At 69.9% G+C, this 25,782-nt stretch carries 16 protein-coding genes and 1 tRNA gene; 8 read left to right on the top strand and 9 right to left on the bottom strand.

From position 1 onward, the window contains the following. Positions 1 to 117: 117 nt before the first annotated feature. The 3 genes from imuA' to ACN4JJ_RS13005 all read left to right on the top strand — a co-directional run bounded on the left by imuA' (position 118) and on the right by ACN4JJ_RS13005 (position 6,059). Positions 118 to 900: a DnaE2-dependent mutagenesis accessory factor ImuA' gene (gene imuA', locus ACN4JJ_RS12995; RefSeq protein WP_440710323.1), complete on the top strand. Its 783-nt coding sequence runs from the start codon at positions 118 to 120 to the stop codon at positions 898 to 900. After that, a complete protein-coding gene (locus tag ACN4JJ_RS13000) occupies positions 897 to 2,498 on the top strand; it encodes a DNA polymerase Y family protein (RefSeq protein ID WP_440710324.1) in 1,602 nt (533 codons plus the stop codon). Before imuA' ends, ACN4JJ_RS13000 begins: the two co-directional genes overlap by 4 nt. A 159-nt stretch (positions 2,499 to 2,657) precedes the next feature. Further along, complete coding sequence (locus ACN4JJ_RS13005; RefSeq protein WP_440710325.1) at positions 2,658 to 6,059, top strand: error-prone DNA polymerase; 3,402 nt, start codon at positions 2,658 to 2,660, stop codon at positions 6,057 to 6,059. A 29-nt stretch (positions 6,060 to 6,088) separates the two neighbouring features. Here ACN4JJ_RS13005 and polA read toward each other — a convergent pair whose 3' ends face one another. Next, positions 6,089 to 8,794, bottom strand: coding sequence for a DNA polymerase I (gene polA, locus ACN4JJ_RS13010; protein WP_440710326.1), 2,706 nt, complete (start codon positions 8,792 to 8,794; stop codon positions 6,089 to 6,091). Positions 8,795 to 8,872: 78 nt separating this feature from the next. Between polA and ACN4JJ_RS13015 the strand changes: the two genes are divergently transcribed. Next, the gene (locus ACN4JJ_RS13015) at positions 8,873 to 9,298 is read left to right on the top strand and encodes a PaaI family thioesterase (RefSeq protein WP_440710327.1); all 426 of its coding nucleotides are present in this window, start codon (positions 8,873 to 8,875) and stop codon (positions 9,296 to 9,298) included. On the opposite strand, the gene ACN4JJ_RS13020 is transcribed toward ACN4JJ_RS13015, so the two are convergent. Then, positions 9,295 to 9,903 (bottom strand): ANTAR domain-containing response regulator, encoded by a 609-nt coding sequence (locus ACN4JJ_RS13020; RefSeq protein ID WP_440710328.1) that lies wholly within the window; start codon positions 9,901 to 9,903, stop codon positions 9,295 to 9,297. The genes ACN4JJ_RS13015 and ACN4JJ_RS13020 overlap by 4 nt on opposite strands. Before the next feature lie 39 nt (positions 9,904 to 9,942). Between ACN4JJ_RS13020 and ACN4JJ_RS13025 the strand changes: the two genes are divergently transcribed. From ACN4JJ_RS13025 to ACN4JJ_RS13040, 4 genes are all read left to right on the top strand, one after another. After that, a tRNA-Leu gene (locus ACN4JJ_RS13025) sits at positions 9,943 to 10,025 on the top strand. A 52-nt stretch (positions 10,026 to 10,077) separates the two neighbouring features. Then, on the top strand, positions 10,078 to 13,089 hold the full coding sequence (locus tag ACN4JJ_RS13030) for a cell wall-binding repeat-containing protein (RefSeq protein ID WP_440710329.1): 3,012 nt from the start codon (positions 10,078 to 10,080) through the stop codon (positions 13,087 to 13,089). Positions 13,090 to 13,106: 17 nt separating this feature from the next. Beyond that, entirely contained in the window at positions 13,107 to 13,415 is a 309-nt protein-coding gene (locus tag ACN4JJ_RS13035; RefSeq protein WP_440710330.1) for a hypothetical protein, read from the top strand. A gap of 178 nt (positions 13,416 to 13,593) precedes the next feature. Beyond that, entirely contained in the window at positions 13,594 to 14,133 is a 540-nt protein-coding gene (locus tag ACN4JJ_RS13040; protein WP_440710331.1) for a hypothetical protein, read from the top strand. Between the two features lie 80 nt (positions 14,134 to 14,213). Here the strand turns inward: ACN4JJ_RS13040 and ACN4JJ_RS13045 are convergent, their stop codons facing one another. The 7 genes from ACN4JJ_RS13045 to trpC form a co-directional block, all read right to left on the bottom strand. Then, a complete protein-coding gene (locus ACN4JJ_RS13045) occupies positions 14,214 to 14,996 on the bottom strand; it encodes a YceK/YidQ family lipoprotein (RefSeq protein WP_440710332.1) in 783 nt (260 codons plus the stop codon). Between the two features lie 178 nt (positions 14,997 to 15,174). Beyond that, on the bottom strand, positions 15,175 to 16,620 hold the full coding sequence (pyk, locus tag ACN4JJ_RS13050; RefSeq protein ID WP_440710333.1) for a pyruvate kinase: 1,446 nt from the start codon (positions 16,618 to 16,620) through the stop codon (positions 15,175 to 15,177). An 84-nt stretch (positions 16,621 to 16,704) separates the two neighbouring features. Then, the gene (locus tag ACN4JJ_RS13055) at positions 16,705 to 18,162 is read right to left on the bottom strand and encodes a glutamate synthase subunit beta (RefSeq protein WP_440710334.1); all 1,458 of its coding nucleotides are present in this window, start codon (positions 18,160 to 18,162) and stop codon (positions 16,705 to 16,707) included. Then, the gene (gene gltB, locus ACN4JJ_RS13060; protein ID WP_440710335.1) at positions 18,155 to 22,774 is read right to left on the bottom strand and encodes a glutamate synthase large subunit; all 4,620 of its coding nucleotides are present in this window, start codon (positions 22,772 to 22,774) and stop codon (positions 18,155 to 18,157) included. The genes ACN4JJ_RS13055 and gltB overlap by 8 nt, the downstream gene beginning before the upstream one ends. A gap of 193 nt (positions 22,775 to 22,967) precedes the next feature. After that, positions 22,968 to 23,786, bottom strand: a complete 819-nt coding sequence (trpA, locus tag ACN4JJ_RS13065; RefSeq protein ID WP_440710336.1) for a tryptophan synthase subunit alpha — start codon at positions 23,784 to 23,786, stop codon at positions 22,968 to 22,970. Continuing rightward, a complete protein-coding gene (gene trpB / locus ACN4JJ_RS13070) occupies positions 23,783 to 25,012 on the bottom strand; it encodes a tryptophan synthase subunit beta (RefSeq protein WP_440710337.1) in 1,230 nt (409 codons plus the stop codon). The genes trpA and trpB overlap by 4 nt, the downstream gene beginning before the upstream one ends. Continuing rightward, entirely contained in the window at positions 25,009 to 25,782 is a 774-nt protein-coding gene (gene trpC / locus ACN4JJ_RS13075; protein WP_440710338.1) for an indole-3-glycerol phosphate synthase TrpC, read from the bottom strand. The genes trpB and trpC overlap by 4 nt, the downstream gene beginning before the upstream one ends.

Raw genomic sequence — 25,782 nt, forward strand, 5'->3', positions numbered from 1 at the left:
GGGGGTGGTAAGGCTTTCATGACAGCATCGCTGTGGATTCCACAGGTGGATTCGTGGACTTTCCCCCGCTCCGTTCCCGCAATTGACTTATTCGAACATATATTCGAACATGAGGGCATGACGGATGCCGCGCTCACGCTCTCCTCCCCCGCTCCGGCGGGCGAGGAGATCCGTCTGCTGCAGTCGCGCATCCAGCAGATGCAGGCCACCAAGCTCGACACGCGGGCGGTGCGCACGCATCCGGCGCTCGAATCGCTGCTGCCGGGAGGAGCGCTGCGCTCCGGCGCCGCCTACTCGGTCGAGCACTCGACCGCGCTGGTCATGGCGCTGATGGCCGGCCCTTCGGCCGACGGGGTGTGGTGCGGCGTGGTGGGCATGCCCGACTTCGGGGTGGAGGCGGCCTCGCGGTTCGGCATCGATCTCGAGCGGCTCGCCCTCGTGCCGCACCCCGGCGAGGAGTGGCTCACGGTCACCGCGGCGATGGCCGACGTGGTGGGGGTGGTGGTGACGCGGATGCCGGCCCGGGTGCCCGATTCGGTGGTGGCCCGGCTGCAGTCGCGCATCCGGCAGCGGGCGGCCACACTGATCGTGCTCGGCGACTGGCCGCAGAGCGAGGCGACGCTGCGCATCACCGAGAGCACCTGGTCGGGCATCGGTCTGGGGCACGGGCACCTGGCCGCACGCCAGGCGATGGTGTCGGCCACGGCGCGGACGGGCTCCGGGCGGCCCCGCCGGGCACGGTTGTGGCTGCCCGATCGAGACGAATCGTTCCGGCCGGTACTCGAGCAGGCGGGCACCTCCCGCGGTCTGGCGCATGACGTCGGCACGTCGGGGGCTCACGGCTCGGATGCTCCGGGCTCCGCCGCTCCTGTCTGGCGATTGCGCGAGGTGGCGGGATGAGCGCGGCGCCGGCTCCGGTGCGTTCGGTCGTGCTCTGGTGCCCCGACTGGCCGGTCACGGCCACCGCGGGGTTCGAGGGGGTGTCGGCCGAGGAGCCGATCGCCGTGGTCGAGAAGGGTGTGGTCTACGCCTGCTCGGCGGCCGCCCGGGCCGACGGGGTGCGCCGCGGGCTCCGGTTGCGGGAGGCGCAGGCGCGCAGTCCGCAGCTGCGCGACTTCGAGCACGATCCGGTGCGCATCAACCGCGCCTTCGAGCCCTTCATCGCGGCGCTGGAGGAGATGAGCCCGCAGGTGCAGATCGTGCGGGCCGGCAGCTGCGCCCTGCGGGCCAGAGGTCCTTCCCGGTATTACGGCGGCGAGCATGCGGCGGCCCTGGCCTTCCTCGAGCGCTTCGCCGCGCTGGGGGTGACGGATGCGCGCGTCGGCATCGCCGACGGGCTGTTCGCGGCCGATCAGGCGGCCAGGCTCCCCGGGGTCGACCTCATCCGGATCGTGCCGGTGGGGCAGTCGCCGCACTTCCTCTCGGGGCTGCCGGTGCAGCTGCTGGCCGAGGAGGAGCTCACGGCACTGCTCTGGCGGCTGGGCATCCGCACCCTGGGCGAATTCGCGGTACTGCCGGCGGAAGACGTGCGCTCCCGCTTCGGCGAGCCGGGCGCGTGGGCGCACTCCCGGGCGAGCGGGCTCGACGGCACCCCGGTCACTCCGCGCATCCCGCCCGAGGTGCGGGAGAGCGTCACCGACTTCGAGCCGGGGCTGGACCGCATCGACCAGATCGCCTTCGGCATCCGGGCCGCCGCCGACCGCTTCGTCGACGAGCTGGCCGCGGCCCGCTTCGTCTGCACGGCCCTGCGGGTGGAGCTCACGCCCGAGCGCGGGCCGGCCAGGGAGCGCAGCTGGCTGCATCCGCGCTGGTTCGGCTCCACCGACGTGGTCGACCGGGTGCGCTGGCAGCTGCAGGGCGGCAGCATGATCGAGAGCGCCCTCACCTCGCCGATCGTGCGGGTGCGCATCACGGCCGAGACCATCGACCACAGCTTCCACCACGAGACCGGCCTCTGGGGCAGCGGCTCCGACGAGCGGATCCACCACGGGCTGTCCCGGGTGCAGAGCATCGTGGGGCACGAGGGCGTGCTCACGGCCACGATCGGCGGCGGCAGGTCACCGCGCGAGCGCCAGTTGCTCGTGCCGTGGGGCGATCGGGTCGACGACCGGCAGGTGGTGGCCTCCCGCCCGTCGAGACGCCGGGCCGCGACGGCCCCCGAGATCGCGCCCTGGCCGGGGAGCATCCCGCCGCCCCTGCCCACCACCGTGTTCGACCGGCCGCGCGCGGTCGTGGTGCTCGCCGCCGGAGAGAAAGACGTCGTGATCACCGAGCGCGGGCTCCTCTCGGCTCCGCCGGTCGTCTTCTCCCCCGATCCCGGCGGCCGGCGCCTGCGGCCGCTCGAGGCCTGGGCGGGCCCCTGGCCGGTCTACGAGCGCTGGTGGGACTCCGCCGCCCGCCGCCGCTTCACCCGCTTCCAGGTGGTGGATGCCGACGGCACCGCCTGGCTCCTCGCCCTGGAGAACGGCCGCTGGTGGGCGGAGGCCAGATATGACTGAGTTGATTTGTTCGCCGCCGCCCCTGCGGCGAACCATGCGGTGCGTTGCGCTCGCTCACGCTGTGGCCGCCCTCCTGGCGGGAAAGCGACGTACACGCCGCCGCTTTCCCGCTGCCGGGGCCACTACTCACGCGCGGACGCTTCCAAAGTGGGGTGGCTGATGGGGTGGCAGAATCCGCCGATTCCTTGGTCGGAGTTGGAGCGGCAGATGTCGGGGCGCACTCGGCCTACGGGGCCGATGGCGAGCGAGGAGACGCACTCGCGCAAGCGGCCCGCGTATGTGCCGCCGCCGGTCGAGGCCTCGGGCGACGCGACCGCCGTGGTGCCCTACGCCGAACTGCACGCGCACTCCACGTTCAGTTTTCTCGACGGGGCGTCCTCGCCCGAAGAGCTCGTGCAGGAGGCGGCGCACCTGCAGCTGAGCGCGCTCGCCCTCACCGATCACGACGGCTTCTACGGCCTGGCCCGCTTCGCCGAAGCGGCCGAGATGCACCACGTCCGCACCGTGTTCGGCACCGAGCTCTCCCTCGATCTGAGCAAGCCGCAGAACGGATCGGCCGACCCCGAAGGCTCCCACCTGCTGGTGCTCGCCCGGCAGCAGGCGGGCTACCACCGGCTGGCCGGCGCCATCACCACGGCGCAGCTCGCCCCCGGCGCCGAGAAGGGCAGGCCGCTCTACTCCCTCGAGCAACTGGCCGCCGACGCGGACGGCCACTGGATGGTGCTCACCGGCTGCCGCAAGGGACAGGTGCGCCAGGCCCTCGCCCTCGAAGGCCCCGTCGGCGCAGGCCGGGAGCTCGACCGGCTGGTGGACCTGTTCGGCCCCGAGAACGTGCTCGTCGAACTCAGCGATCGCGGGCATCCGCTGGACAGCAGCATCAACGACGCCCTGTTCGGCCTGGCCGAGGCCCGGGGACTGATGGCCGTCGCCACGGGCAACGTGCACTACGCCACCCCCGATCGGCACCGCCTGGCGGAGGCCGTGGCCGCCGTCCGTGCCCGCCGCAGCCTCGACGAGCTCGACGGTTGGCTGCCCGCCGCGCCGATGGCCCACTTGCGATCGGGCGCCGAGATGGCGCAGCGATTCGGCCGCTACCCCGGCGTGGTGCAGAACACCGTCGAGGTGGCCGAGCAACTCGCCTTCGAGCTGCGCCGGGCGAAGCCGCGCCTGCCGCGGCAGAACGTGCCGGAAGGCCACACCCCCATGTCGTACCTGCGGGAGCTCGTACTGGCCGGCGCGGCCGAGTGCTACCCGGGGGCCGGGCCGGAGGTCTGCGAGCGGATCGAGAAGGAGCTCCGCGTGATCGAGATGAAGGACTTCGCCGGCTACTTCCTGATCGTCTGGGACATCGTGCGCGAGGCCCGCGCCCGCGGCATCCTCTGCCAGGGGCGGGGCTCGGCCGCCAACTCGGCCGTCTGCTACGTGCTGAGGATCACCGCCGTCGATCCGATCGCCTGCCTGCTGCCGTTCGAGCGCTTCCTCTCCGCGCTCCGCGAGGAGGAGCCCGACATCGACGTCGACTTCGACTCCGATCGCCGTGAGGAGGTCATCCAGTACGTCTACGACAAGTACGGGCGCCGCAATGCCGCCCAGGTGGCCAACGTCATCCAGTACCGGCCGAAGTTCGCGGTGCGTGACATGGCGAAGGCGCTCGGGCACAGCCCCGGCCAGCAGGATGCCTGGTCGAAGCAGATCGAGCGGTGGGGGCCGATGGTCGAGAGCGGCGACCACGACATCCCGCCCGAGGTGATCGAGCTCGCCACCGGGCTGCTCGGCTTTCCCCGGCACCTGGGCATCCACTCCGGCGGCATGGTGCTCACCGACCAGCCCGTGGGCGAGGTCTGCCCGATCGAGAACGCGCGGATGGACAAGCGCACCGTGCTGCAGTGGGACAAAGACGACTGCGCCTGGATGGGCCTGGTGAAGTTCGACCTGCTGGGGCTCGGGATGCTCTCGGCGCTGCAGTACACCTTCGATCTCGTGAAGGAGTCGACCGGCCGGCAGTGGGATCTGCACAGCATCCCCAAAGAGGAGCAGGGCGTCTACGACATGCTGTGCCGGGCCGACTCGATCGGCGTCTTCCAGGTGGAGAGCCGGGCGCAGATGGGCACGCTCCCCCGGTTGCAGCCGCGGCGGTTCTACGACCTGGTGGTGGAGATCGCGCTGATCCGGCCGGGGCCCATCCAGGGCGGGGCGGTGCATCCGTTCATCCGGCGCAAGCTCGGCTTCGAGGAGGTGACCTACCAGCATCCGAAGCTCGTGCCGGTGCTCGAGCGCACCCTCGGGGTGCCGCTGTTCCAGGAGCAGCTGATGCAGATGGCGATGGCGGTCGGCGGATGCGACGGCGACGACGCCGACCTGCTGCGGCGGGCAATGGGCTCCAAGCGCGGGCTCGAGAAGATCTCGCGGCTGAAGACGAAGCTCTACGAGGGGATGGCCGGCAACGGCATCACCGGCGAGCTGGCCGACGACATCTACCAGCGCATCGAGGCCTTCGCGAACTTCGGCTTCGCCGAGAGCCATTCCACGAGCTTCGCCCTGCTGGTGTACGCCAGCTCGTGGTTCAAGCTGCACTACCCCGCCGCGTTCCTGGCGGCGCTGCTGCGGGCGCAGCCGATGGGCTTCTACTCGCCGCAGACGCTGACGGCGGACGCCCGGCGGCACGGCGTGGAGGTGCGCCGCCCCGACATCCAGCGCTCGGGGGTGCAGGCCGGACTCGAGCCCTCGCTGCTCGCCGACTCGGGGACGGTGGCCGAGACCGGGCTCGACGAGTGCGTGCACACCCCCGCCCCGGTGCCGGAGACGTTCGACCGCGACGCCCCCGACCGCACGGCCGAACACCGGCGCGACGGCGACCTGGCGGTGCGCCTGGGCCTGGCCGAGGTCACCTCGATCGGCGAGAAGCTCGCCCAGCGGATCGTCACCGAGCGCGACCAGCACGGCCCCTACCTCAGCATGGGCGACCTCGCCCGCCGGGTGGGCCTCACCACCTCGCAGCTGGAAGCCCTCGCCACCGCCGGCGCCTTCGAATCGCTCGGCCTCACCAAGCGCGAGGCGCTCTGGGAGTCGGGCAACGCCTCGCAGGAGCGGGCCGAATACCTGCCGGGCACCTTCGTCTCGGTGCAGCCGCCCCTGCTGCCGATGCTCTCGGCCGAAGAACAGGTGGTCTACGACCTGTGGGCCACGGGCATCTCCCCCGACGACCATCCGCTCGCCCACGCGCGCGGCGAGCTGCGGATGCGCGGCGCACTCTCGGTGGCCGAGCTGGCGGGCACCGAGAACGGCCGTCGCGTCGAGGTGGCCGGAGTGGTCACCCACCGGCAGCGGCCGGCGACGGCCAGCGGCATCACCTTCATGAACCTCGAGGACGAGACCGGGATCCTCAACGTGATCTGCAGCGTCGGGGTGTGGACCAGGTACCGCCGGGTGGCGCGCGATTCACCCGCGCTGATCGTGCGGGGCATCCTGGAGCGCTCGAAGGAGGGGGTCACGAACATCGTGGCCGACCGCTTCGAGCCGCTCCAGCTCAGTGCCAAGACCGCCTCCCGCGACTTCCGCTGAGCGGAGCGAGAAGCGGGAGCGGCCGCGGGCTAGTGCGCCGCCTCGTTCCAGTTCTGACCGCGGCCCAGCTGCACCTCGAGCGGCACCGTCAGCGAGACCGCCGACGACATGCGGCCCTGCACGATCGCCGCCAGGGCATCCCACTCCCCCGGCGCCACGTCGAAGACGAGCTCGTCGTGCACCTGGAGCAGCATCTTGGAGCGCAGACCCTGCGACTCGAGATCGGCGGCGACGTTGATCATCGCGATCTTGATGATGTCGGCCGCCGTGCCCTGGATGGGCGCGTTCAGCGCCGCGCGCTCGTCGTTGTCGCGCAACACGCGGTTGCTGCTGTTGAGGTTGGCGAAGGGGCGGCGCCGGCCGAAGATGGTCTCGGTGTAGCCGTCGACCTTGGCCTGCACCACGACGTTCCGCAGGTAGTCGCGCACCGCGCCGAAGCGCTCGAAGTAGTCGGTCATCAGCTGCTTGGCCTCGGCCGTCTCGATGCGCAGCTGCTTCGACAGGCCGAACGCGCTCAGGCCGTAGGCCAGGCCGTACGACATCGCCTTCACCTTTGTGCGCATGTTGGGGCTGACGTCTTCGGGCTCCACCGAGAAGATGCGGGCACCCACGAAACGGTGCAGGTCTTCCCCGGAGTGGAACGCCTCGATCAGCCCGGCGTCGCCGGAGAGGTGCGCCATGATGCGCATCTCGATCTGCGAGTAGTCGGCCGTGAGCAGTGTGTCGAAGCCCTCGCCCACCTGGAAGGCGGCGCGGATGCGGCGGCCCTCCTCGGTGCGCACGGGGATGTTCTGCAGGTTCGGGTCGGTGGAGGAGATGCGGCCGGTGCTCGACCCGGTCTGCACGTAGGTGGTGTGCACGCGCTTGTCGGGCGCGATCGCCTTGTCGACGCTCTCGATGATCTGCCGCAGCTTGGTGGCGTCGCGGTGCGCCAGCAGGAGGCCCAGGAAGGGGTGCGGGTTCGAGGCCTGCAGGTCGGCCAGAGCGCCCGCATCCGTGGAGTAGCCCGTCTTGGTGGCACGGGTCTTCGGCATGTCGAGCTGGTCGAACAGCACCTCCTGGATCTGCTTGGGCGACCCGAGGTTGACCTCCCGACCGATGATGCCGAAGGCCTCCGTGGCGATCTGGGTGGCCGAGTCGCCGAGCTCGGTCGACAGCGCCGACAGCTCGTCGTGGCTGACGGTGACACCGGTCAGCTCCATCTGCGCGAGCACGAGCAGCGTGGGCATCTCGATCTCGGTGAGCACGCGGCGGGTGCGCTCGTCGAGCAGACCGGACAGCGACTGGGCGACGCGCCAGACGTACCAGGCCTCGCCCGCGGGGCCCACGACCGTGTCGTCATCCGGAACCAGTTGGTTGGGATCGGAGGTGGGAAGCACCTCGAGCAGGTGCCGGTCGACGAGCTGGGCGAGCGAGCGGTCGGCGCTCGCATCGGGCTTCAGCAGCCAGGCCGCGATCACCGGGTCGAACATCAGGCCGCCGACGGGCAGCCCGGCGGAGGTGAGTGTCTTGATCTGGCGCTTGGCGTCGAACAGGATCTTGGGTGAGGGACCGGCCAGCCACGCCTCCAGCGGCGCGTAGTCGCGGCTGTTCGGGATCCAGGGCAGGAAGACGGTCTCGTGCGCCGTGGCCAGGCCGATGGCGATCGGGAAGCCGTCGACCGTCTCGATGTGCACGGCCACCGCATCCGCCACCGACGGCACCTCGCCCTCGGCGGGGGCAGCCGGCCGGCGCGCCAGCCACGCGGAGAGCTCTTCGTCGAGCAGCGTGACCGGTGCGGGGGCGTTCTCGGCCTTCGCCGCAGCCTGTGCGGCGGCGGCCTTGCCGACCTCGGACTCGCCGTCGATGCCCTCGAGCTTCAGCACCCGGTCGAGCAGCGTGCGGAATTCCAGCCGCGCGAACACATCGCGCATCTGCTGTTCGTCGACCGGCTGGCGGGCCAGGTCGTCGGGGCCGACGGGCAGCTCGACATCGGTCAGCAGCCGGTTCAGCTTGCGATTGCGCACCACGCTGTCGACGTGCTCGCGCAGGTTGTTGCCCACCACGCCCGGGATCTCGTCGCGGTGCGCCAGGATCTCGTCGAGCGAGCCGAACTGGTTCAGCCACTTCACCGCGGTCTTCTCGCCCACCTTGGGAACGCCCGGCAGGTTGTCGCTGGTCTCGCCCACGAGCGCGGCGATCTCGGGGTACTGCTCGGGGCGGATGCCGTAGCGGTCGAACACCTTCTCGATGTCGTACCGGGTGAGGTCGGAGACGCCCTGGCGCGAGGGGTAGAGCAGCGTCACCGTGTCGTTGACGAGCTGGATGGCATCCCGGTCGCCCGAGACGACGTAGACCTTGTAGCCCTGCTCGGTGCCCTGCCGGGCGAGGGTGGCGAGGATGTCGTCGGCCTCGAAGTCTTCTTTCTCGATCGTGACGATGCCGAGCGCGTGCAGCGCCTCCTGCAGCAGCGGGATCTGGCCGATGAACTCCGGCGGCGTCTCGCCGCGGGTGCCCTTGTACTCGGGGTACTCGCGGGTGCGGAAGGAGTATCGCGAGATGTCGAACGCCACGGCGAGGTGCGTGGGCTTCTCGGCCTTGAGCAGGTTCAGCAGCATCGCGATGAAGCCGTGGATGGCGTTCGTGTGCTGCCCGTCGCGGGTCTGGAAACTGTCGACCGGGAGGGCGTAGAACGCCCGGAACGCGAGCGAATGTCCGTCGATGATGAGAAGAGTAGGCTGTTCGTTGTCCGGCACACGGCAAGCCTACACACGGCCTCCGACAGCCCCGCGGACAGCCCCCTGGTCAGTTCCCAGAGACAGGATCACGCCCCGATGACGCAGCCCGAATCCCTCCCTCTGGACGCCATGAAGGACTTCGGATACCAGGGCATCGGGGTGCTCGCCGAGCGGATGGGCATCGAGTTCCTCGAGCTCTCACCCGAGCGCTGCGTGGCCCGGATGCCCGTGGAGGGCAACACCCAGCCGGTGGGGCTTCTGCACGGCGGGGCATCCGTGGTGCTGGCCGAGAGCCTGGGGTCGACCGCCGCCGCACTGCACGCCGGGAAGGGCCGGCTCGCGATGGGCATCGAGATCAACGCCACGCACTCCCGCGCCGCGACGTCGGGCTGGGTCACGGGCGTCTGCACCCCGGTGCACCTCGGTCGCACGCTGGCGACGCACGAGATCGCGATCGACGACGATGAGGGCCGCCGGGTCTGCACGGTCAGGATGACGAACATCCTGACCGATCGCCGCTAGGACTTCTTCGGCGAGAGCTGCTCGATGATCGCCTGGGCGACGTCGTGCATGGTGAGGCGGCGATCCATCGAGGCCTTCTGGATCCAGCGGAACGCCTCGGGCTCGGTGAGCCCCATCTTCTCGTTCAGCAGGCCCTTGGCCCGGTCGACGAGCTTGCGGGTCTCGAAGCGCTCGACCAGGTCGGCGACCTCGGCCTCGAGGGTGATGATCTGCGCGTAGCGCGAGAGGGCGATCTCGATCGCGGGCAGCAGATCGTTGGGGGTGAAGGGCTTCACCACGTAGGCGAGCGCGCCGGCCTCGGTGGCCCGCTCGACGAGCTCCTTCTGGCTGAAGGCGGTGAGCAGCACGACCGGGGCGATGTGGTCTTTCGACAGGCGCTCGGCGGCGGAGATGCCGTCCAGCTGGGGCATCTTCACGTCCATGATGACCAGATCGGGGCGCAGCTCGGTGGCGAGGGCCACAGCCGTCTCGCCGTCGCCGGCCTCGCCGACGACCTCGAAGCCGTTGTCCCGGAGGATCTCGACGATGTCGAGGCGGATCAGGGATTCGTCTTCGGCCACCACTACCCGACGGGGCACGATGGTCGCTGGTTCTTGGTCAGTCACCCTTCAACCCTACGGTATTCTTGACCTCGCTCGTAGCAGGCCGGTGTGGCGGAATGGCAGACGCGACGCACTCAAAATGCGTTGTCCGTGAGGGCATGTGGGTTCGAGTCCCACCACCGGTACGCATCCTGACGCTAGGATTCCCCCACTGACACATGTCGATCGGGGGATCGGGTGGCTCGCAAGTCCTTCTTCAAGGTTCTGCACGGGATGACGGCCGCCGTCGTGACGGTGCTGGTGGCGTCGCTGAGCGTCCCGGCCACGCCGGCAGCCTTCGCGGCCGTGCCGCCCACGGTGACCATCTCGGGCACGGTGACCGGTGGAGATGCATCGGGCCCGTCGATCGCCGCGGCCGCAGTCACCCTCCGCGACGACGGGACGCCGGTCGCCACAGGGACCACGTCGTCCGACGGCACGTACGAGCTCACCGGAGTTCCGGCCGACGGGCGCACCTTCATCCTCACGATCATCCCCGCCTCGGGGAGCGAGTACCTGCGCAGTGACATCACACCGATCGTGCCGAATCCGTCCGGTCCCAACACGGTCGACGTCGCGCTCGTTCTCGGTGTGCGCATCTCGGGCACCGTCGCGCTGACCAGCGGCCAGAGCCCGGCCGGTGCCAAGGTCACCGTTCTGAGCAGTGGGTACCCGGTGACGACCCGCACGGTCGGAGGCGACGGCGCGTTCGACATCCCGGGGCTGTATTCCGGCACCTACCGGGTGCGCGGCGAGCTGGCGGGAAACGGTCCCGTCGAGGTCGAGCTGAAGAACACCGTCCTCGGTCAGACCTACCCGATCGCGCTGGACCTGCTCTCCCCCGGTGTCGTCTCCGGCACTGTGACCTCGTCCACCACGGGACTTCCGCTCGAGGGGATCGATGTCACCCGCAACGGCCAGAGCGCCCGGACGGATGCCGACGGCAGCTATGCCCTCACCGCCGCGAGCATCGGCTCGTACCCGGTCACCTTCTCCGACCCTCTCGGCGCGTACGTCTTGCAGACGACCGCGCCCGTCGTGGTCGCGACCGCGCAGTCGATCGACGCCGTCGACGCCGCACTCGTTCCCGCGGCCGTCATCACCGGGACCGTGTACGGCTCCGACGGCGGCGCGCTCGGTGGCGTCCGGGTCACCAGCGACCTCTTCGGCCCCGAGATCTGGGCGATCAGCGACTTCCAGGGCCACTACCGCATCGCGGGCCTGCCCGCGGGCACCTATCCCCTGGTCGGCCTCCCCGAAGAGGCCCCCGCGAGAAGCGGGCACCTCGAGACGGCCGGGCCGACGGTCACCGTCGGCGTCGGACAGCAACTGGACGGCGTGGACTTCGCCCTGGATCCGTTCAGCGTGGTCTCCGGCGTCCTCACCCGCTCCGCGCCACTCGAGGGCGACATCACGAAGTTCGGGATCACGTACATCTCGCTGGACGAGTCCTTCCCCGAAGACGGCACCAACTACCGCCGCACGGCACAACCGGATGCCGACGGCCGCTACGAGATCGGGCTGCCTCCCGGCCGATACCTCATCCGGATCTCGCCGCCCTGGGACGGGGCGACGGGCGAGTACGACACCAGCTACGAGATCAGCTGGTGGGAGAACATCCGCGGCGATTTCGACTACGAGTACGCGGACGGCTCGCTCAGCAGCGGCACGAAGATCTTCGTCGTGGAGCGAACGACGCCGGCCAGCCTCGACCTCGCGATCAACCGCGGCAATTCGTTCACCACGGTCCCTCATCCCACCATCACGGGAACACTCCGCGTCGGGCAGACGCTGACGGCCACCTACGGGAGCTGGAAACCGGCCGCCTCGACCGTGCGCTTCGAGTGGCGGCGGGACAGCATCCCGATCCCCGGCGCCACCACAGCGCAGTACGTGGTGACCGACGCCGACATCGGCACGAAGCTCACCTTCGCCCTGACCGGTTCCTCGGCCGCCAGCGGTATCGCGACCTCGGTCTCCGCTCCGGTGACACCTGTGCGCGTGCTCGAGCCCACCCCGACGCCGACGATCGACGGCTCACCCGCCGTGGGCTCGACGCTGACGGCAGAGCCGGGTACCTGGGGCCCCGCGCCCGTTGCGCTCGCCTACCAGTGGACACGGAACGGGACCGCCATCGCCGGTGCGACCGCCGTCACGTATCAGGTGCAGTCCGGCGACGCCGGGAAGAAGCTCGCCGTCACGGTGACCGGGAGCAAGTCCGGGTACCCGACCGTCTCCAAGACTTCGGTCTCGGTGTCCGTGCCGCTGCCGCCACCCGTGGTCGAGCGCGTCGCCGGCCAGGACCGGTACGACGTGTCCGCCCTCGTCTCGCAACAGGTGGCTCCGGATGGCTCACCCTTGGTCTATCTGGCCAGCGGCGAGAACTTCTCCGACTCGCTCAGCGGGTCGGCGATCGCGGCACAGCGGGATGCCCCGCTGCTGCTGTCGACGCGCACCTCGGTGCCGGCATCCATCGCCACCGAGATCGCCCGGCTGGCACCGGCGGACATCGTGGTGCTGGGCGGCGAGAACACGCTGGGCCCCACCGTGATCTCACAACTGCACGCGATCGTACCCGGTGCGACCGTGACGCGGATCGGCGGGGCCGACCGCTTCGAGATGTCCCGCAACCTCATCCAGGATCCCAAATTCGGGGCCGCACCCTCATCGCGACTCCTGATCGCGACCGGCCGGGGGTTCCCGGACGCGCTGAGCGCGACGCCGGCGGCCGCCTCCGTGGGCGCCCCGGTGCTTCTCGTGGACGGCCAGCGCACCTCCTTCACAAGCGCCGAACGGAAGCTACTCCGCGACCGCGGCATCAGCTTCGTCACGCTCATGGGAGGCACGGCAAGCGTGAGCGGTGGGCTGCAGAGCCAGCTGGACAGCCTCGGCATCACGAACGGCCGGGTCTCCGGCGCCGACCGGTACGTGGTGTCGCAGAAGACGGCGGCCCAGTTCTTCCGGGCCCAGAACTCGCGCGACGTGGTGTACATCGCCACCGGCGAGAACTTCCCGGACGCCCTCTCCGGCGGCGTGCTCGCGGCCTACGCCCAGCCGACTCCGATCTTCCTGGCCCAGAAAGGCTGCCTGGATCAAGGGATGATCGATTACATCGTGGCGCTCAAGGCGAAGCGCATCGTGATCCTCGGCGGACCCGACACGATCGCGTTCTCGAGCTTCCCGCTCCCTGCCTGTCCCGCGCGGGGATAGGCCGCTAGCATCTCTGCATGGCCGACTCAGATCGCCCCGACGGGCCTCGGATGCCCCGCGACGCGGTGATCGCGGCGAACAGCCTGCTGGATGCGGTGATCTCGCAGAGCCGGGACAGCACCCTGCCGCGGAACCTGGCGGCGATGGATCTCGCGCTGGCCCCGCTGTTCGAGAACCGGCCCGACCTGGAACCCGCCGACGTGCACGGCGCGGCGGTGGTGTGCATCGCGTGGCTGGCCGCCCGGGCGGCGGACGGCAACGACGTCGATCCCGAGGTGGTCATCGCCGAGCTGCGCGAATTCCTGGACTCGTTCCCGAGCGAGTGACGCCGCGAGGCGCATCGGGGGAAGGCGTCCTCCCTTGAGGGTGAAAGCCGGGGTTAAAAGACATCCGTCGACCGGGGGCGCTCGTGGTGCTCAGTATGTTCGGATTCGATCCCTACCCGTTTCGCGGCCACCTGACCCCCGGCCGTTTCGAATGCCGTCCTATCGAAAGGGCATACCCATGTCTGAAATCGCCAACATCAACGATGCCGAGAGCGCTCGCGGACTGTCCCGCCGCCAGGTGACCCTGGCCGCCGCCTGGAGCGTGCCCGTGGTCGCCATGGCCGTCGCCACCCCGCTCGCCGCCGCGAGCGTCGTCTTCGACAGCCCGACCGCGTACGTCACCGGCACGCTGACCGCGACCGGCACCAGCGCCGGCCCGCGCTCCGCCGTGTACTCCGGTGGCGCCCTCACGTACAACAGCGCCGGCGTGCCGGCCCTCAACTCCGGTGGCATCACCATCACCTTCTACAACACGAAGACCTCCAGCTGGACCTTGGCCGGAGACATCGTCACCGCCTACCAGAACGCCGGCTGGACCCTCGTGCAGTCCACCCCCGCCAGCACCGTGTTCATCCACACCGCGATCAGCAACGGCCAGAGCATCTCGATGCCCGCCGTCACCTGGAACGCGCCCACGGGCTCCACCAAGCCGGTCCTCGGCATCACGGTCTCCTCCGACGCCGACGACGTGTCGGGCCTGGGGCTCAACCTGAACTGATCCTCCGGGATACGCAACGACAAGACCCCCTCGGCCTGGCGCCGAGGGGGTCTTGTCGTTGCGGGACAGCGGAGCGGTGACTAGCCGGCCGGGATGGGCGTCGGCGTCACGGTGGGCGTCGGGGTCGGCGTCGAGGCCGCCGCGACCGCTTCGGAGAAGATGGCGATCGGCACGTACTGGTGCACGATCTGCGTCGTGTAGGTGTTCGACAGCGGCGCGGTCTCGTACGAGAGCTGCATGGCGAAGTCGAGCATCACGCCCTGGGTGTCGTCGGCGACGACCCCGATCTGCTGCGACTCCAACTGCAGGCCGCCCTTGGGCGACGTGATCAGCAGCCCGAGGCCCTGCTCCGACCGTAGCGCCTCCGGGTCGAGCGTCACCTTCAGCGGGTCGGTGTTGAGGTTGTAAGGCGTCTCGACGACTCCGGATGCCGTGCTCGTCTTGGCCGTCACGGTCAGGTTCGACATGTACACACGACGCTTCTGGTCGAACGGCGCCGCGGCCGGCACACGGTTGTCGATGACGCCGATCACGAACGAGAAGCGCTTGTCGGCCAGCGGCGTCCAGTCGTGCGTCTTCTGCTCGGTCCAGACGTCGAGCTTCAGCTGCAGCTGGTCGGCGATGTCGACAGTGGGGTGCACCGAGCCCATGTCGGTGAAGACCGAGGCGAACTGCAGCGTGCCGTCGGAGGCGGACGCGGCCTCCGTGTCGGCACTCGTGCCGGCCGAGGCGCCGTTGTACACGCCGGGCGTGGGCTGGATGCCGAACAACGGCATGATCGTGGAGCAGCCGGACAGGGCCACGACGGTCGCGAGGGCTGCCCCCACGCTGAGGGTGCGCAGAACGAGGCGCTTGCTGGGCATGATCGGAGTCTTTCGGTCGAGTCGTCAAAGGCTGTGGAGCATCCGAAATCTAACAGCCGATCTTCGCCCCGGAACGGGAACGGCCAGGAACCGATCGAACACTGATCGAATCCTGGCCGAAACCTGAGGTTGCACCCGGCGGCCCTTCTTGAGGGCCCCCGGGAGGGTGACACGCGCCCTAGTTGTCGAAGGTCTCCGGCTTCTCGGGCTTGTGAGCCGAGCCGATGACGTGCACGCGCATGTCGTTGGTGGAGCCGGACACCCCGGGAGGGGAACCGGAGATGACGATGACCTTGTCGCCGATCTGTGCGCGGCCGAGGCCGAGCAGCACGTCGTCGACCTGCACCATCAGCTCGTCGGTGTGGGTGACCCGGTCGACCAGGTAGGACTGCACGCCCCAGCTCAACGCCATCCGGTTGCGGATGCCGGGCTCGGGCGTGAAGCCGAGGATCGGGATGATGTTGCGCAGACGGGTCATCCGGCGCACGGAGTCGCCCGACTCGGTGAACACGCAGAGGAACTTGGCTCCGACGAACTCGCCCACCTCGGCGGCGGCGAGGGTGACCGCGCCGCCCTGGGTGCGGGGCTTGGTGCCGAGCGCGGGGATGCGCTCGAGGCCGTGCTCCTCGGTCGACTCGATGATGCGCGCCATGGTCTGCACGGTGATCACCGGGAACTCGCCCACGCTGGTCTCGCCGGAGAGCATGACCGCGTCGGCCCCGTCGAGCACCGCGTTGGCGCAGTCGGATGCCTCGGCGCGCGTCGGGCGCGGCGAGGAGATCATCGACTCGAGCACCTGGGTGGCCACGATGACCGGCTTCGCCATGCGGCGCGAGAGCTCGACGGCGCGCTTCTGCACGATCGGCACCGCCTCGAGGGGCAGCTCGACGCCGAGGTCGCCGCGAGCGACCATGATGCCGTCGAAGGCGTCGATGATCTCCTCGAGGTTGTCGACCGCCTGCGGCTTCTCGATCTTGGCGACGACGGGAACGCGGCGGCCCTCTTCGTCCATGATGCGGTGCACGTCGTCGACGTCGGCCGCGTTGCGCACGAAGGAGAGCGCGATGTAGTCGGCGCCGAGCTTGAGGCCCCAGCGCAGGTCGGCGATGTCCTTCTCGCTCATGGCGGGCACGTTCACGGCCACACCGGGCAGGTTGATGCCCTTGTTGTTCGACACCGCACCGGGGACCTCGACGCGCGTCGTAACGACGGTGCCGTCGGTCTCCAGCACGCGGAGCCCGACCTTGCCGTCGTCGATCAGCAGCGGGTCGCCGGGAGCGACGTCGTCGGGCAGGCCCTTGTAGGTGGTGGAGGAGATCTCCTTGTTGCCGATGATGTCGTCGATGGTGATCTTGAAGATGTCCCCCTCGGCGAGGTCGTAGGGGCCGTTCTCGAACTTGCCGAGGCGGATCTTCGGGCCCTGCAGGTCGACCAGCACGGCCACGGCGCGGCCGGAGTCGTCGGCCGCCTGGCGGACGTTGCGGTAGACGGCCTCGTGCACGTCGTAGCTGCCGTGGCTCAGGTTCATCCGCGCGACGTCGACGCCCGCGTCGATGATGGCCCGGATGGTTTCATAGGTCGACGTCGCCGGCCCGAGTGTTGCGACGATCTTCGCGCGTCTCATCAGTGTGTACTGCTCCGAAATCTGCGCCGGGGCGCATGGTGTGGTGGTGGGTGGAGGAGGGTTCTGAATCCGGTTGGGAGGCTATCAGACCGAGATGGCGCGGTCGGTCGGCTTGACCGGGAACGGCAGCTCCGTCTTTCCTTCCAGGTAGCGGTCGACGGCCGAGGCGGCCGCGCGGCCCTCCGCGATCGCCCAGACGATCAGCGACTGGCCGCGGCCCGAGTCGCCGGCGACGAACACGCCGGGGACGGTGCTCTGGTAGTCGCCGTCGCGCTCCACGTTGCCGCGGGCGTCGAACTGCGGGCCGAGCTGATCGGCGATCTCGTCCGACTCCGCGCCCGTGAAGCCGAGCGCCAGCAGCACCAGGTCGGCGGGGATCTCGTGCTCGGTGCCGGCCTTCGGAACCCGGCGGCCGTCGAGGTACTCGGTCTCGGCAACGCGGATGGCGCGCACCTCGCCCTGGTCGTTGGAGAGGAACTCGACGGTGGAGGCCAGGAACTTGCGCTCGCCGCCCTCCTCGTGCGCGCTGGCGACCTCGAACAGGTTCGGGAACATCGGCCACGGCTGGTCCTCGGGACGCTCGGCCGGCGGCTGCTTGCCGATGGCGAGGTTGGTGACCGAGAGCGCGCCCTGGCGGTGCGCGGTACCGATGCAGTCGGCTCCGGTGTCGCCACCGCCGAGCACGACCACGTGCTTGCCCTCGGCGTCGATCTGGCCGAGGATGTCGTCGCCCGCGCCGACCTTGTTCTGCTGCACGAGGTACTCCATGGCGTAGTGCACGCCGTCGAGGTCACGGCCCGGGATGGGCAGGTCACGCGGAACCGTGGCCCCGGTGCAGACGATCACGGCGTCGTAGCGCGCGCGCAGGTCGTCCCAGGTGATGTCGACGCCGATCTCGATGCCGGCGCGGAAGCGGGTGCCCTCGGCCATCATCTGGGTGAGACGGCCCTCGAGGTGCTTCTTCTCCATCTTGAAGTCGGGGATGCCGTAGCGCAGCAGGCCGCCGATGCGGTCGTCGCGCTCGTAGACCGCCACCGTGTGGCCGGCCCGGGTGAGCTGCTGGGCGGCGGCGAGGCCCGCGGGCCCCGATCCGACGACGGCGATGGTCTTGCCGGTGAGACGCTCCGGCGGGTGCGGCGTGACCCATCCGTTGGCGAACGCCTGGTCGATGATCGAGACCTCGACCTGCTTGATCGTCACGGCGGGCTGGTTGATGCCCAGCACGCACGACGACTCGCAGGGCGCCGGGCACAGCCGCCCGGTGAACTCCGGGAAGTTGTTCGTGGCGTGCAGTCGCTCGATGGCCTGGCGGCCCTCGTCGCGCCAGGTGAGGTCGTTCCACTCCGGGATCAGGTTGCCGAGCGGGCAGCCGTGGTGGCAGAACGGGATGCCGCAGTCCATGCAGCGCCCGGCCTGACGACGGATCGTCGCGGCGTCGCCCTGCTCGTAGACCTCTTTCCAGTCCATCAGCCGCACGGAAACCGGCCGGCGGGCCGGGAGCTCGCGCTCCTGCGTCTTCAGGAAGCCCTTGGGATCAGCCACCTGTCACCTCCAAAATACGTCCCCAGACGACGTCGCCGTCGGGATCGAGTCCTTCTTCGACCGCCGTCTGCCGGGTGGCGAGCACCGCCGCGTAGTCACGCGGCAGCACCTTGGTGAAGGCGGCGATGGTCGTGTCGAAATCGGCGAGCATCCGGGCCGCCAGCGGCGATCCGGTCTCGGCCTCGTGACGCTGCAGCAGATCGCGCACGATCTCGATGTCGGCGCCACCGAGCGGCAGCAGCTGCAGCTCACCGGAGCTGAGCGAGTCGGCGTTCACCCGCTCGGGGTGCAGGTCGTGGATGTAGGCCGTGCCACCGGACATGCCGGCGCCGAGGTTGCGCCCGGTCGATCCGAGGATCAGCGCGAGGCCGCCGGTCATGTACTCGAGCGCGTGGTCGCCCACGCCCTCCACGACCGCCGTGGCCCCGGAGTTGCGCACCAGGAACCGCTCCCCCACGATGCCGCGCAGGAACATGCTGCCGCGGGTCGCCCCGTAGCCGATCACGTTGCCGGCGATCACGTTGCGCTCGGCCGGGAACACCGACTCGCGCGAGGGGCGCAGGATGATCTGCCCGCCCGACAGGCCCTTGCCCACGTAGTCGTTCGAGTCACCCTCCAGGCGCAGCGTGATGCCACCGGGCAGGAATGCGCCGAGCGACTGGCCGGCCGAGCCGAGCAGCGTGATCTGGATCGTGCCGTCGGGCAGGCCCTGTTCGCCGTGGCGCTTGGTGACCTCGTGGCCGAGCATCGTTCCGACCGCACGCTCGGTGTTGCGGATCGGCAGCGTGATGGCCACCGGCTCGCCGTGGTCCAGCGCCGAGACGGCCTCGTGGATGAGGCGCACGTCGAAGTGCTTCTCGAGCTCGTGCTCCTGGCCGCGGGCGTTCGAGCGCGGCTCGTCGTCGGCGAAGTCGGGGCCGACCAGGATCGGCGCGAGGTCGAGACCGTCCGTCTTGAAGTGCTCGATCGCCGCGTTGACGTCGAGCAGCTCGTTGCGGCCGACGATCTCCTCGATCGAACGGAAGCCGAGCTCGGCGAGGTATTCGCGCACCTCCTGAGCCAGGAACTCGAAGAAGTTCACCACGAACTCCGGCTTGCCCGAGAACCGGGCGCGCAGCTCGGGGTTCTGCGTGGCCACGCCCACCGGGCAGGTGTCGAGGTGGCAGACGCGCATCAGGATGCAGCCCTCCACCACGAGCGGAGCGGTGGCGAAGCCGAACTCCTCGGCTCCGAGAAGGGCGCCGACGATCACGTCGCGGCCGGTCTTCATCTGACCGTCGACCTGCACGACCACGCGGTCGCGCATCCCGTTCAGCATCAGGGTCTGCTGGGTCTCGGCGAGGCCGATCTCCCAGGGCGTCCCGGCGTGCTTGAGCGAGTTGAGCGGGCTGGCGCCGGTACCGCCGTCGTGGCCGGAGACGAGCACCACGTCGGCCAGGGCCTTGGTGACGCCGGCCGCGACCGCGCCGATGCCGTTCTGGCTCACCAGCTTCACGTGCACGCGGGCCTCGGGGTTGGCGCGCTTGACGTCGAAGATGAGCTGCTTGAGGTCTTCGATCGAGTAGATGTCGTGGTGCGGCGGCGGCGAGATGAGGCCGACGCCGGCCGTGGCGTGCCGGGTGCGGGCGACCCACGGATACACCTTCGTGGGCGGCAGCTGACCGCCCTCGCCGGGCTTGGCGCCCTGCGCCATCTTGATCTGGATGTCGGTGGCGTGCGTGAGGTACATGCTCGTCACGCCGAACCGGCCGGAGGCGACCTGCTTGATCGCGCTGCGCCGTTCGGGGTCGAGCAGGCGGTCGACGTCTTCGCCGCCCTCACCGGTGTTCGACTTGCCGCCGAGGCGGTTCATCGCGATGGCGAGGGTCTCGTGGGCCTCTTTCGAGATCGATCCGTAGCTCATCGCGCCCGTCGAGAACCGCTTGACGATCGACTCGACCGACTCGACCTCGTCGATCGGCACGGCCGGGCGCACGCCGGTGCGCAGCTTGAACAGGCCACGCATCGTCATCAGGTTCTCGGCCTGGTCGTCGACCAGCTGGGTGTACTCGCGGAAGATGTCGTACCGGCGCGCGCGCGTGGCGTGCTGCAGGCGGAACACCGTGTCGGGGTTGAACAGGTGCGGCGGGCCCTCGCGACGCCACTGGTACTCGCCGCCCACGGCCAGAGGCTCGTGCACGGTGATGGCGCCGTCTTCGGGATAGGCCGCGGCGTGACGGGCGGCGCTCTCGGCCGCGATCACGTCGATGCCCACGCCGCCGAGCTTCGACGAGGTGCCGGTGAAGTACTCGCTCACGAAGTCGGGGGCGAGCCCGACGGCCTCGAAGGTCTGGGCGCCGGCGTAGGAGGACACCGTGGAGATGCCCATCTTCGACATGATCTTGAGCACGCCCTTGCCGAGCCCCTTGATCAGGTTCTTGACGGCCTTCTCGGGCGTGACGCCCGTGATGACGCCCGAGCGCACGAGGTTCTCGCAGGTCTCCATCGCGAGGTACGGGTTCACCGCGCTTGCGCCGTAACCGATCAGCAGCGCGACGTGGTGCACCTCGCGCACGTCGCCGGCCTCGACGATGATGCCCACCTTCATCCGGGTCTGCTTGCGGATGAGGTGGTGGTGCACACCGCCGAGCATCAGCAGGGAAGGAACAGGCGCCAGGTCTTTGTTGGAGTCGCGGTCGGAGAGCACGATGAACTGCGCACCGGCCTCGATGGCCTCGTCGACCTCGGCGCACATCGCCGCGATGCGGTTCTGCATCGCCTTGGGACCCTCGTCGACCCGGTACAGGCCCTTCACCGTGGTGGTGAGGCGGCTGCCGGAGGTGGGGTCGATGTGCTGGATCTTCGCCAGCTCGTCGTTGTCGATCACCGGGAAGTCGAGGATCACCTGACGGGTGTGCTCGGGCGTGGCCGCGAGCAGGTTGCGCTCGGGGCCGAGGCCCAGCCGCAGGCTCGTGACGACCTCTTCGCGGATGGAGTCCAGCGGCGGGTTCGTCACCTGCGCGAACTGCTGCGTGAAGTAGTCGAACAGCAGGCGCGGGCGCTGGCTGAGCACGGCGATCGGGGTGTCGGACCCCATCGCGCCGAGGGGCTCCGCAGCGTTCTTCGCCATCGGCGTGAGAAGGATGCGCACCTCCTCCTCGGTGTAGCCGAAGGTGCGCTGACGCCGGGTGACCGAGGCCGGGGTGTGCACGATGTGCTCGCGCTCGGGCAGGTCGCGCAGGTTGATCCTGCCCTCGTCGAGCCAGGAGCCGTAGGGCTCGGCGGCGGCGAGCTCGGCCTTGATCTCGTCGTCCTCGATCAGGCGCCCCGCGGCCGTGTCGACCAGGAACATCTTGCCCGGGCGCAGACGGCCCTTCCGCACGACCTTCGAGGGGTCGATGTCGGGGCTCACTCCGATCTCGCTGGCCAGGATGACCAGGCCGTCGTCTGTGATCAGGTACCGTCCGGGGCGCAGGCCGTTGCGGTCCAGCGTCGCACCGACGAGGTTGCCGTCGGTGAAGATGAGGGCGGCCGGGCCGTCCCACGGCTCCATCAGCATGGAGTGGTACTCGTAGAAGGCGCGGCGGGCGTCTTCGAAGTCGGTCTGGTTCTCCCAGGCCTCCGGCACCATCATCATGATGGCGTGCGGCAGCGAGCGGCCGGCCAGCGTCAGCAGCTCCACGACCTCGTCGAACGACCCGGAGTCGGACAGGCCGGGCGTGACGATCGGGTACAGCGGGCTGAGGTCGCCGAGCAGCTCGGACTCCAGCTGCGACTGCCGGGCGCGCATCCAGTTGCGGTTGCCCTGCACGGTGTTGATCTCGCCGTTGTGCGCCATCATCCGCAGCGGCTGCGCGAGCGGCCAGGACGGGAAGGTGTTCGTCGAATAACGCGAGTGCACGAGAGCGAGCTTCGAGGCGAAGCGCTCGTCGGACAGGTCGGGGTAGAACGGCTCGAGCTGCAGCGTGGTGACCATCCCCTTGTAGGTGATGGTGCGGCACGACAGCGACATGAAGTACACCTCGTGCTCGAGCTCGGCCCGCTTCCGCAGGCGGAACGCCTGACGGTCCAGCGGCAGGCCCGAGAGGGTGGCGCCGGATTCGGTGGTGCGAACCGACTGCACGAAGAGCTGCCAGATGGCGGGCATGGCGTCGCGGGCGAGACGGCCCAGCTCGTCGGGGCGTACCGGCACCTCGCGCCAGCCCAGGATGCGCAGGTCTTCCTGCTCGGCCAGGTCGGCGATCTTGTCCATCACCTCGCGGCGCTCGGACTCGTCCAGCGGCAGGAAGGCGTTGCCCACGGCGTACCGGCCGACGGGCGGCAGCTCGGCGGGCGCGACGGCGCGCAGGAACGCGTCCGGGATCTGGGTCAGGATGCCGGCACCGTCTCCGGTGCCCGCGTCGGAGCCGATGGCCCCGCGGTGCTCGAGGTTGCGCAGCGCGCCGAGCGCGGTGTCGATGATGTCGTGTCCTGCGGTGCCGCGGAGCGTGGCGACCATCGCCAGACCGCAGGCGTCTTTCTCGTCAGCCGGGTCGTACAGACCCTGGGCGGCCGGGAGTGCGCTGAAAGCGAAGGCCGGGAGTGCGCTGGAGGCGAAGGGGCTGCCGGGATACTTCTGGCTCGATTCGGCCATGGAGAACCGTCCTCTGCGTGTTTCTAAGGGAACTGGGACGTCGGTGGCCCATGAGTTTCAGGGATTCCGCTGCTGATTTACGCGGACGAGGGAATGCGCACCGATTTCACTTGTGGCGCTCGGGTCGGTCGATTCTACCTCAGCGGGCGGCGTCCGCGGTGACGGCGGACCGTTCCGCCTCGGCAGGCGACCGTCAGCGGCGGGTGCCGGCGGCGAGTTCGGCGGCGAGCCGGCCGACGGCCGGGACACCTCCGTCGGAGAGGGCCTTCACCAGGGCCGAGCCGACGATGGCGCCGTCGGCATAGCCCAGGATCTCGCTGATCTGAGCGGCCGTCGAGATGCCGATGCCCACGCACAGGCTGTCGCCGCCCTGCTCGCGCAGTCGCGTCACGAGCGACCGGGCCGCGGCGTCGAGATCGGTGCGCGCACCCGTGGTGCCCATCGTGGAGACGGTGTACACGAAACCGCGGCTGTGCTCGATCGCCAGGCGCAGTCGCTCGTCGGTCGAGGTGGGCGCGGCCAGGAACACGCGGTCCAGGCCCGTGCGATCGCTCGCGGCGAGCCAGTCGGCTCCGGAGTCGACCGTCAGATCGGGCGTGATCAGTCCGGCACCGCCGGCCGAGACGAGGTCGTCGGCGAAGCGGTCGACACCGTACTGCAGCACCGGGTTCCAGTACGTCATGAGCAGCACCGGAGCATCCACCCGGGCCCGGATGCGCTCCACGGCCGTGAAGGCGTCCTTCAGGCGGGTGCCGCCCTCCAGCGCCGCGACGGTGGCGGCCTGGATGACCGGGCCGTCCATCACGGGGTCGGAGTACGGCAGGCCGAGCTCGAGCACGTCGACCCCGTTCTCGACCAGGGCCACGGCGGCGTCGATGCTCGTGTCGAGATCGGGGAACCCCACGGGGAGGTACCCGACGAGCGCTCCGGCGCGCACAGAGTTGGCGGTGGCGATGGCGGAGGCCACGGGCGAGGCGGCCAGGGGCCGGCTCGAGGTCTGCAGGTCGGTCATGCGGTGATGTTCCCCTGCTCGTCGAGCACGTCGAAGTAGCGTCCGGCGGTCTCCACATCTTTATCTCCGCGGCCGGAGAGATTCACCAGGATGGTGGCGTCCGGGCCCAGCTCACGGCCGAGCTCGAGAGTGCCGGCGAGGGCGTGCGCCGACTCGATGGCCGGGATGATGCCCTCCGTGGTGCAGAGCAGGCGGAACGCGGCCATCGCGGCCTCATCGGTGATCGGGCGGTAGTTCGCGCGGCCGATCGAGGAGAGCCAGGCGTGCTCGGGCCCGACGCCCGGGTAGTCCAGGCCCGCCGAGATCGAGTGGGAGTCGAGGGTCTGGCCGTCTTCGTCTTGCAGCATCATGCTGCGCGAGCCGTGCAGCACGCCGGGGCGGCCCATCGTGATGGTGGCCGCGTGCTTCAGCGTGTCGACGCCGTCGCCGGCGGCCTCGTAGCCGTAGAGGCCCACCGAGGCGTCGTCGAGGAAGGCATGGAAGATTCCGATCGCGTTCGATCCGCCGCCCACGCAGGCCGTGACGGCATCCGGAAGCGCTCCGGTGAGGTCGATGACCTGCTGGCGCGCCTCCTCGCCGATGACCTTGACGAAGTCGCGCACCATGACGGGGAACGGATGCGGGCCCGCCACCGTGCCGAGCAGGTAGTGCGTGTTCTCGACATTCGCCACCCAGTCGCGGAAGGCCTCGTTCAGGGCGTCCTTCAGGGTGCGGGTGCCGCTGGTGACCGGGATGACCTCGGCGCCGAGCAGGCGCATCCGCGCCACGTTCAGGGCCTGGCGCTCGGTGTCGACCTCGCCCATGTAGACGACGCACTCCATGCCGAACAGCGCGGCGGCGGTGGCCGTGGCGACGCCGTGCTGGCCGGCGCCGGTCTCGGCGATCAGGCGGCTCTTGCCGATCCGCTTGGCCAGCAGCGCCTGCCCGAGCACGTTGTTGATCTTGTGCGAGCCGGTGTGGTTGAGGTCTTCGCGCTTCAGCAGGATGCGCGCTCCCCCGGCGTGCTTCGCGAAGCGCGGCACCTCGGTGATGATCGAGGGGCGGCCGGTGTAGGTGCGGCCGAGCTCGGCCAGCTCGCGGTGGAACTCGGGGTCGGCCTTGGCCAGCTGGTAGGCGGCGTCGAGCTCGTCGAGAGCGGCGATCAGCGACTCGGGCATGAATCGGCCGCCGAAGTCGCCGAAGAACGGACCGGCTTCGTCGCGGAGGGAGGTGGTCGTGGTGGTCATACGGAGAGGAACTCCTTCAGTGTCGCGACCGGGTTCTCCCCGGTCACGAGGGCTTCGCCGACGAGCACGACATCGGCTCCGGCAGCGCGGTAGTGGGCCACGTCGTCGACGGTCTTGACGGCCGACTCGGCCACCTTGACGGTGCCGGCCGGGATGCGGTCGGCGAGTCGCCCGAACAGGTGCGGGTCGAGCTCGAAGGTGCTGAGGTTGCGGGCGTTCACGCCCAGCAGCTCGGCTCCGAGGTCGACGGCGCGCGAGACCTCGACGGCGTCGTGCGTCTCCACCAGCGGGGTCATCCCGAGCGAGCGGATGAACGCGTGCAGGCGCACCAGCGTGGGCTGGTCGAGCGCGGCCACGATCAGCAGCACCAGGTCGGCGCCGGCGGCGCGGGCCTCGAGCACCTGGTACTCGGTGGCGATGAAGTCCTTCCGCAGCACGGGGACGCGCACGGCGGCGCGCACGGCTTCGAGATCGGCGAGCGATCCGAGGAACTTGCGCTGCTCGGTGAGCACGCTGATGGCGCTGGCCCCGCCCGCGGCGTAGCGCGCGGCGAGTTCGGCGGGATCGTGGATCGCGGCGAGCGAACCGCGCGAGGGGCTCGCACGCTTCACCTCGGCGATCACCTTGATCTGCTCGGCGGGTGCGAGGAACGACAGGGCGTCGAGGGCCGGAGCCGCAGCGAGCGCTGCCGCCTCCACCTCGGCGAGGCCGGTGGCCGTCTGCCGCTCCGCCGCGTCCTCGAGCGCTCCGGCTACGAGATCGGCGAGCAC

This window comes from Herbiconiux dendrobii (genome assembly GCF_052048175.1).
Lineage (GTDB): Bacteria > Actinomycetota > Actinomycetes > Actinomycetales > Microbacteriaceae > Herbiconiux.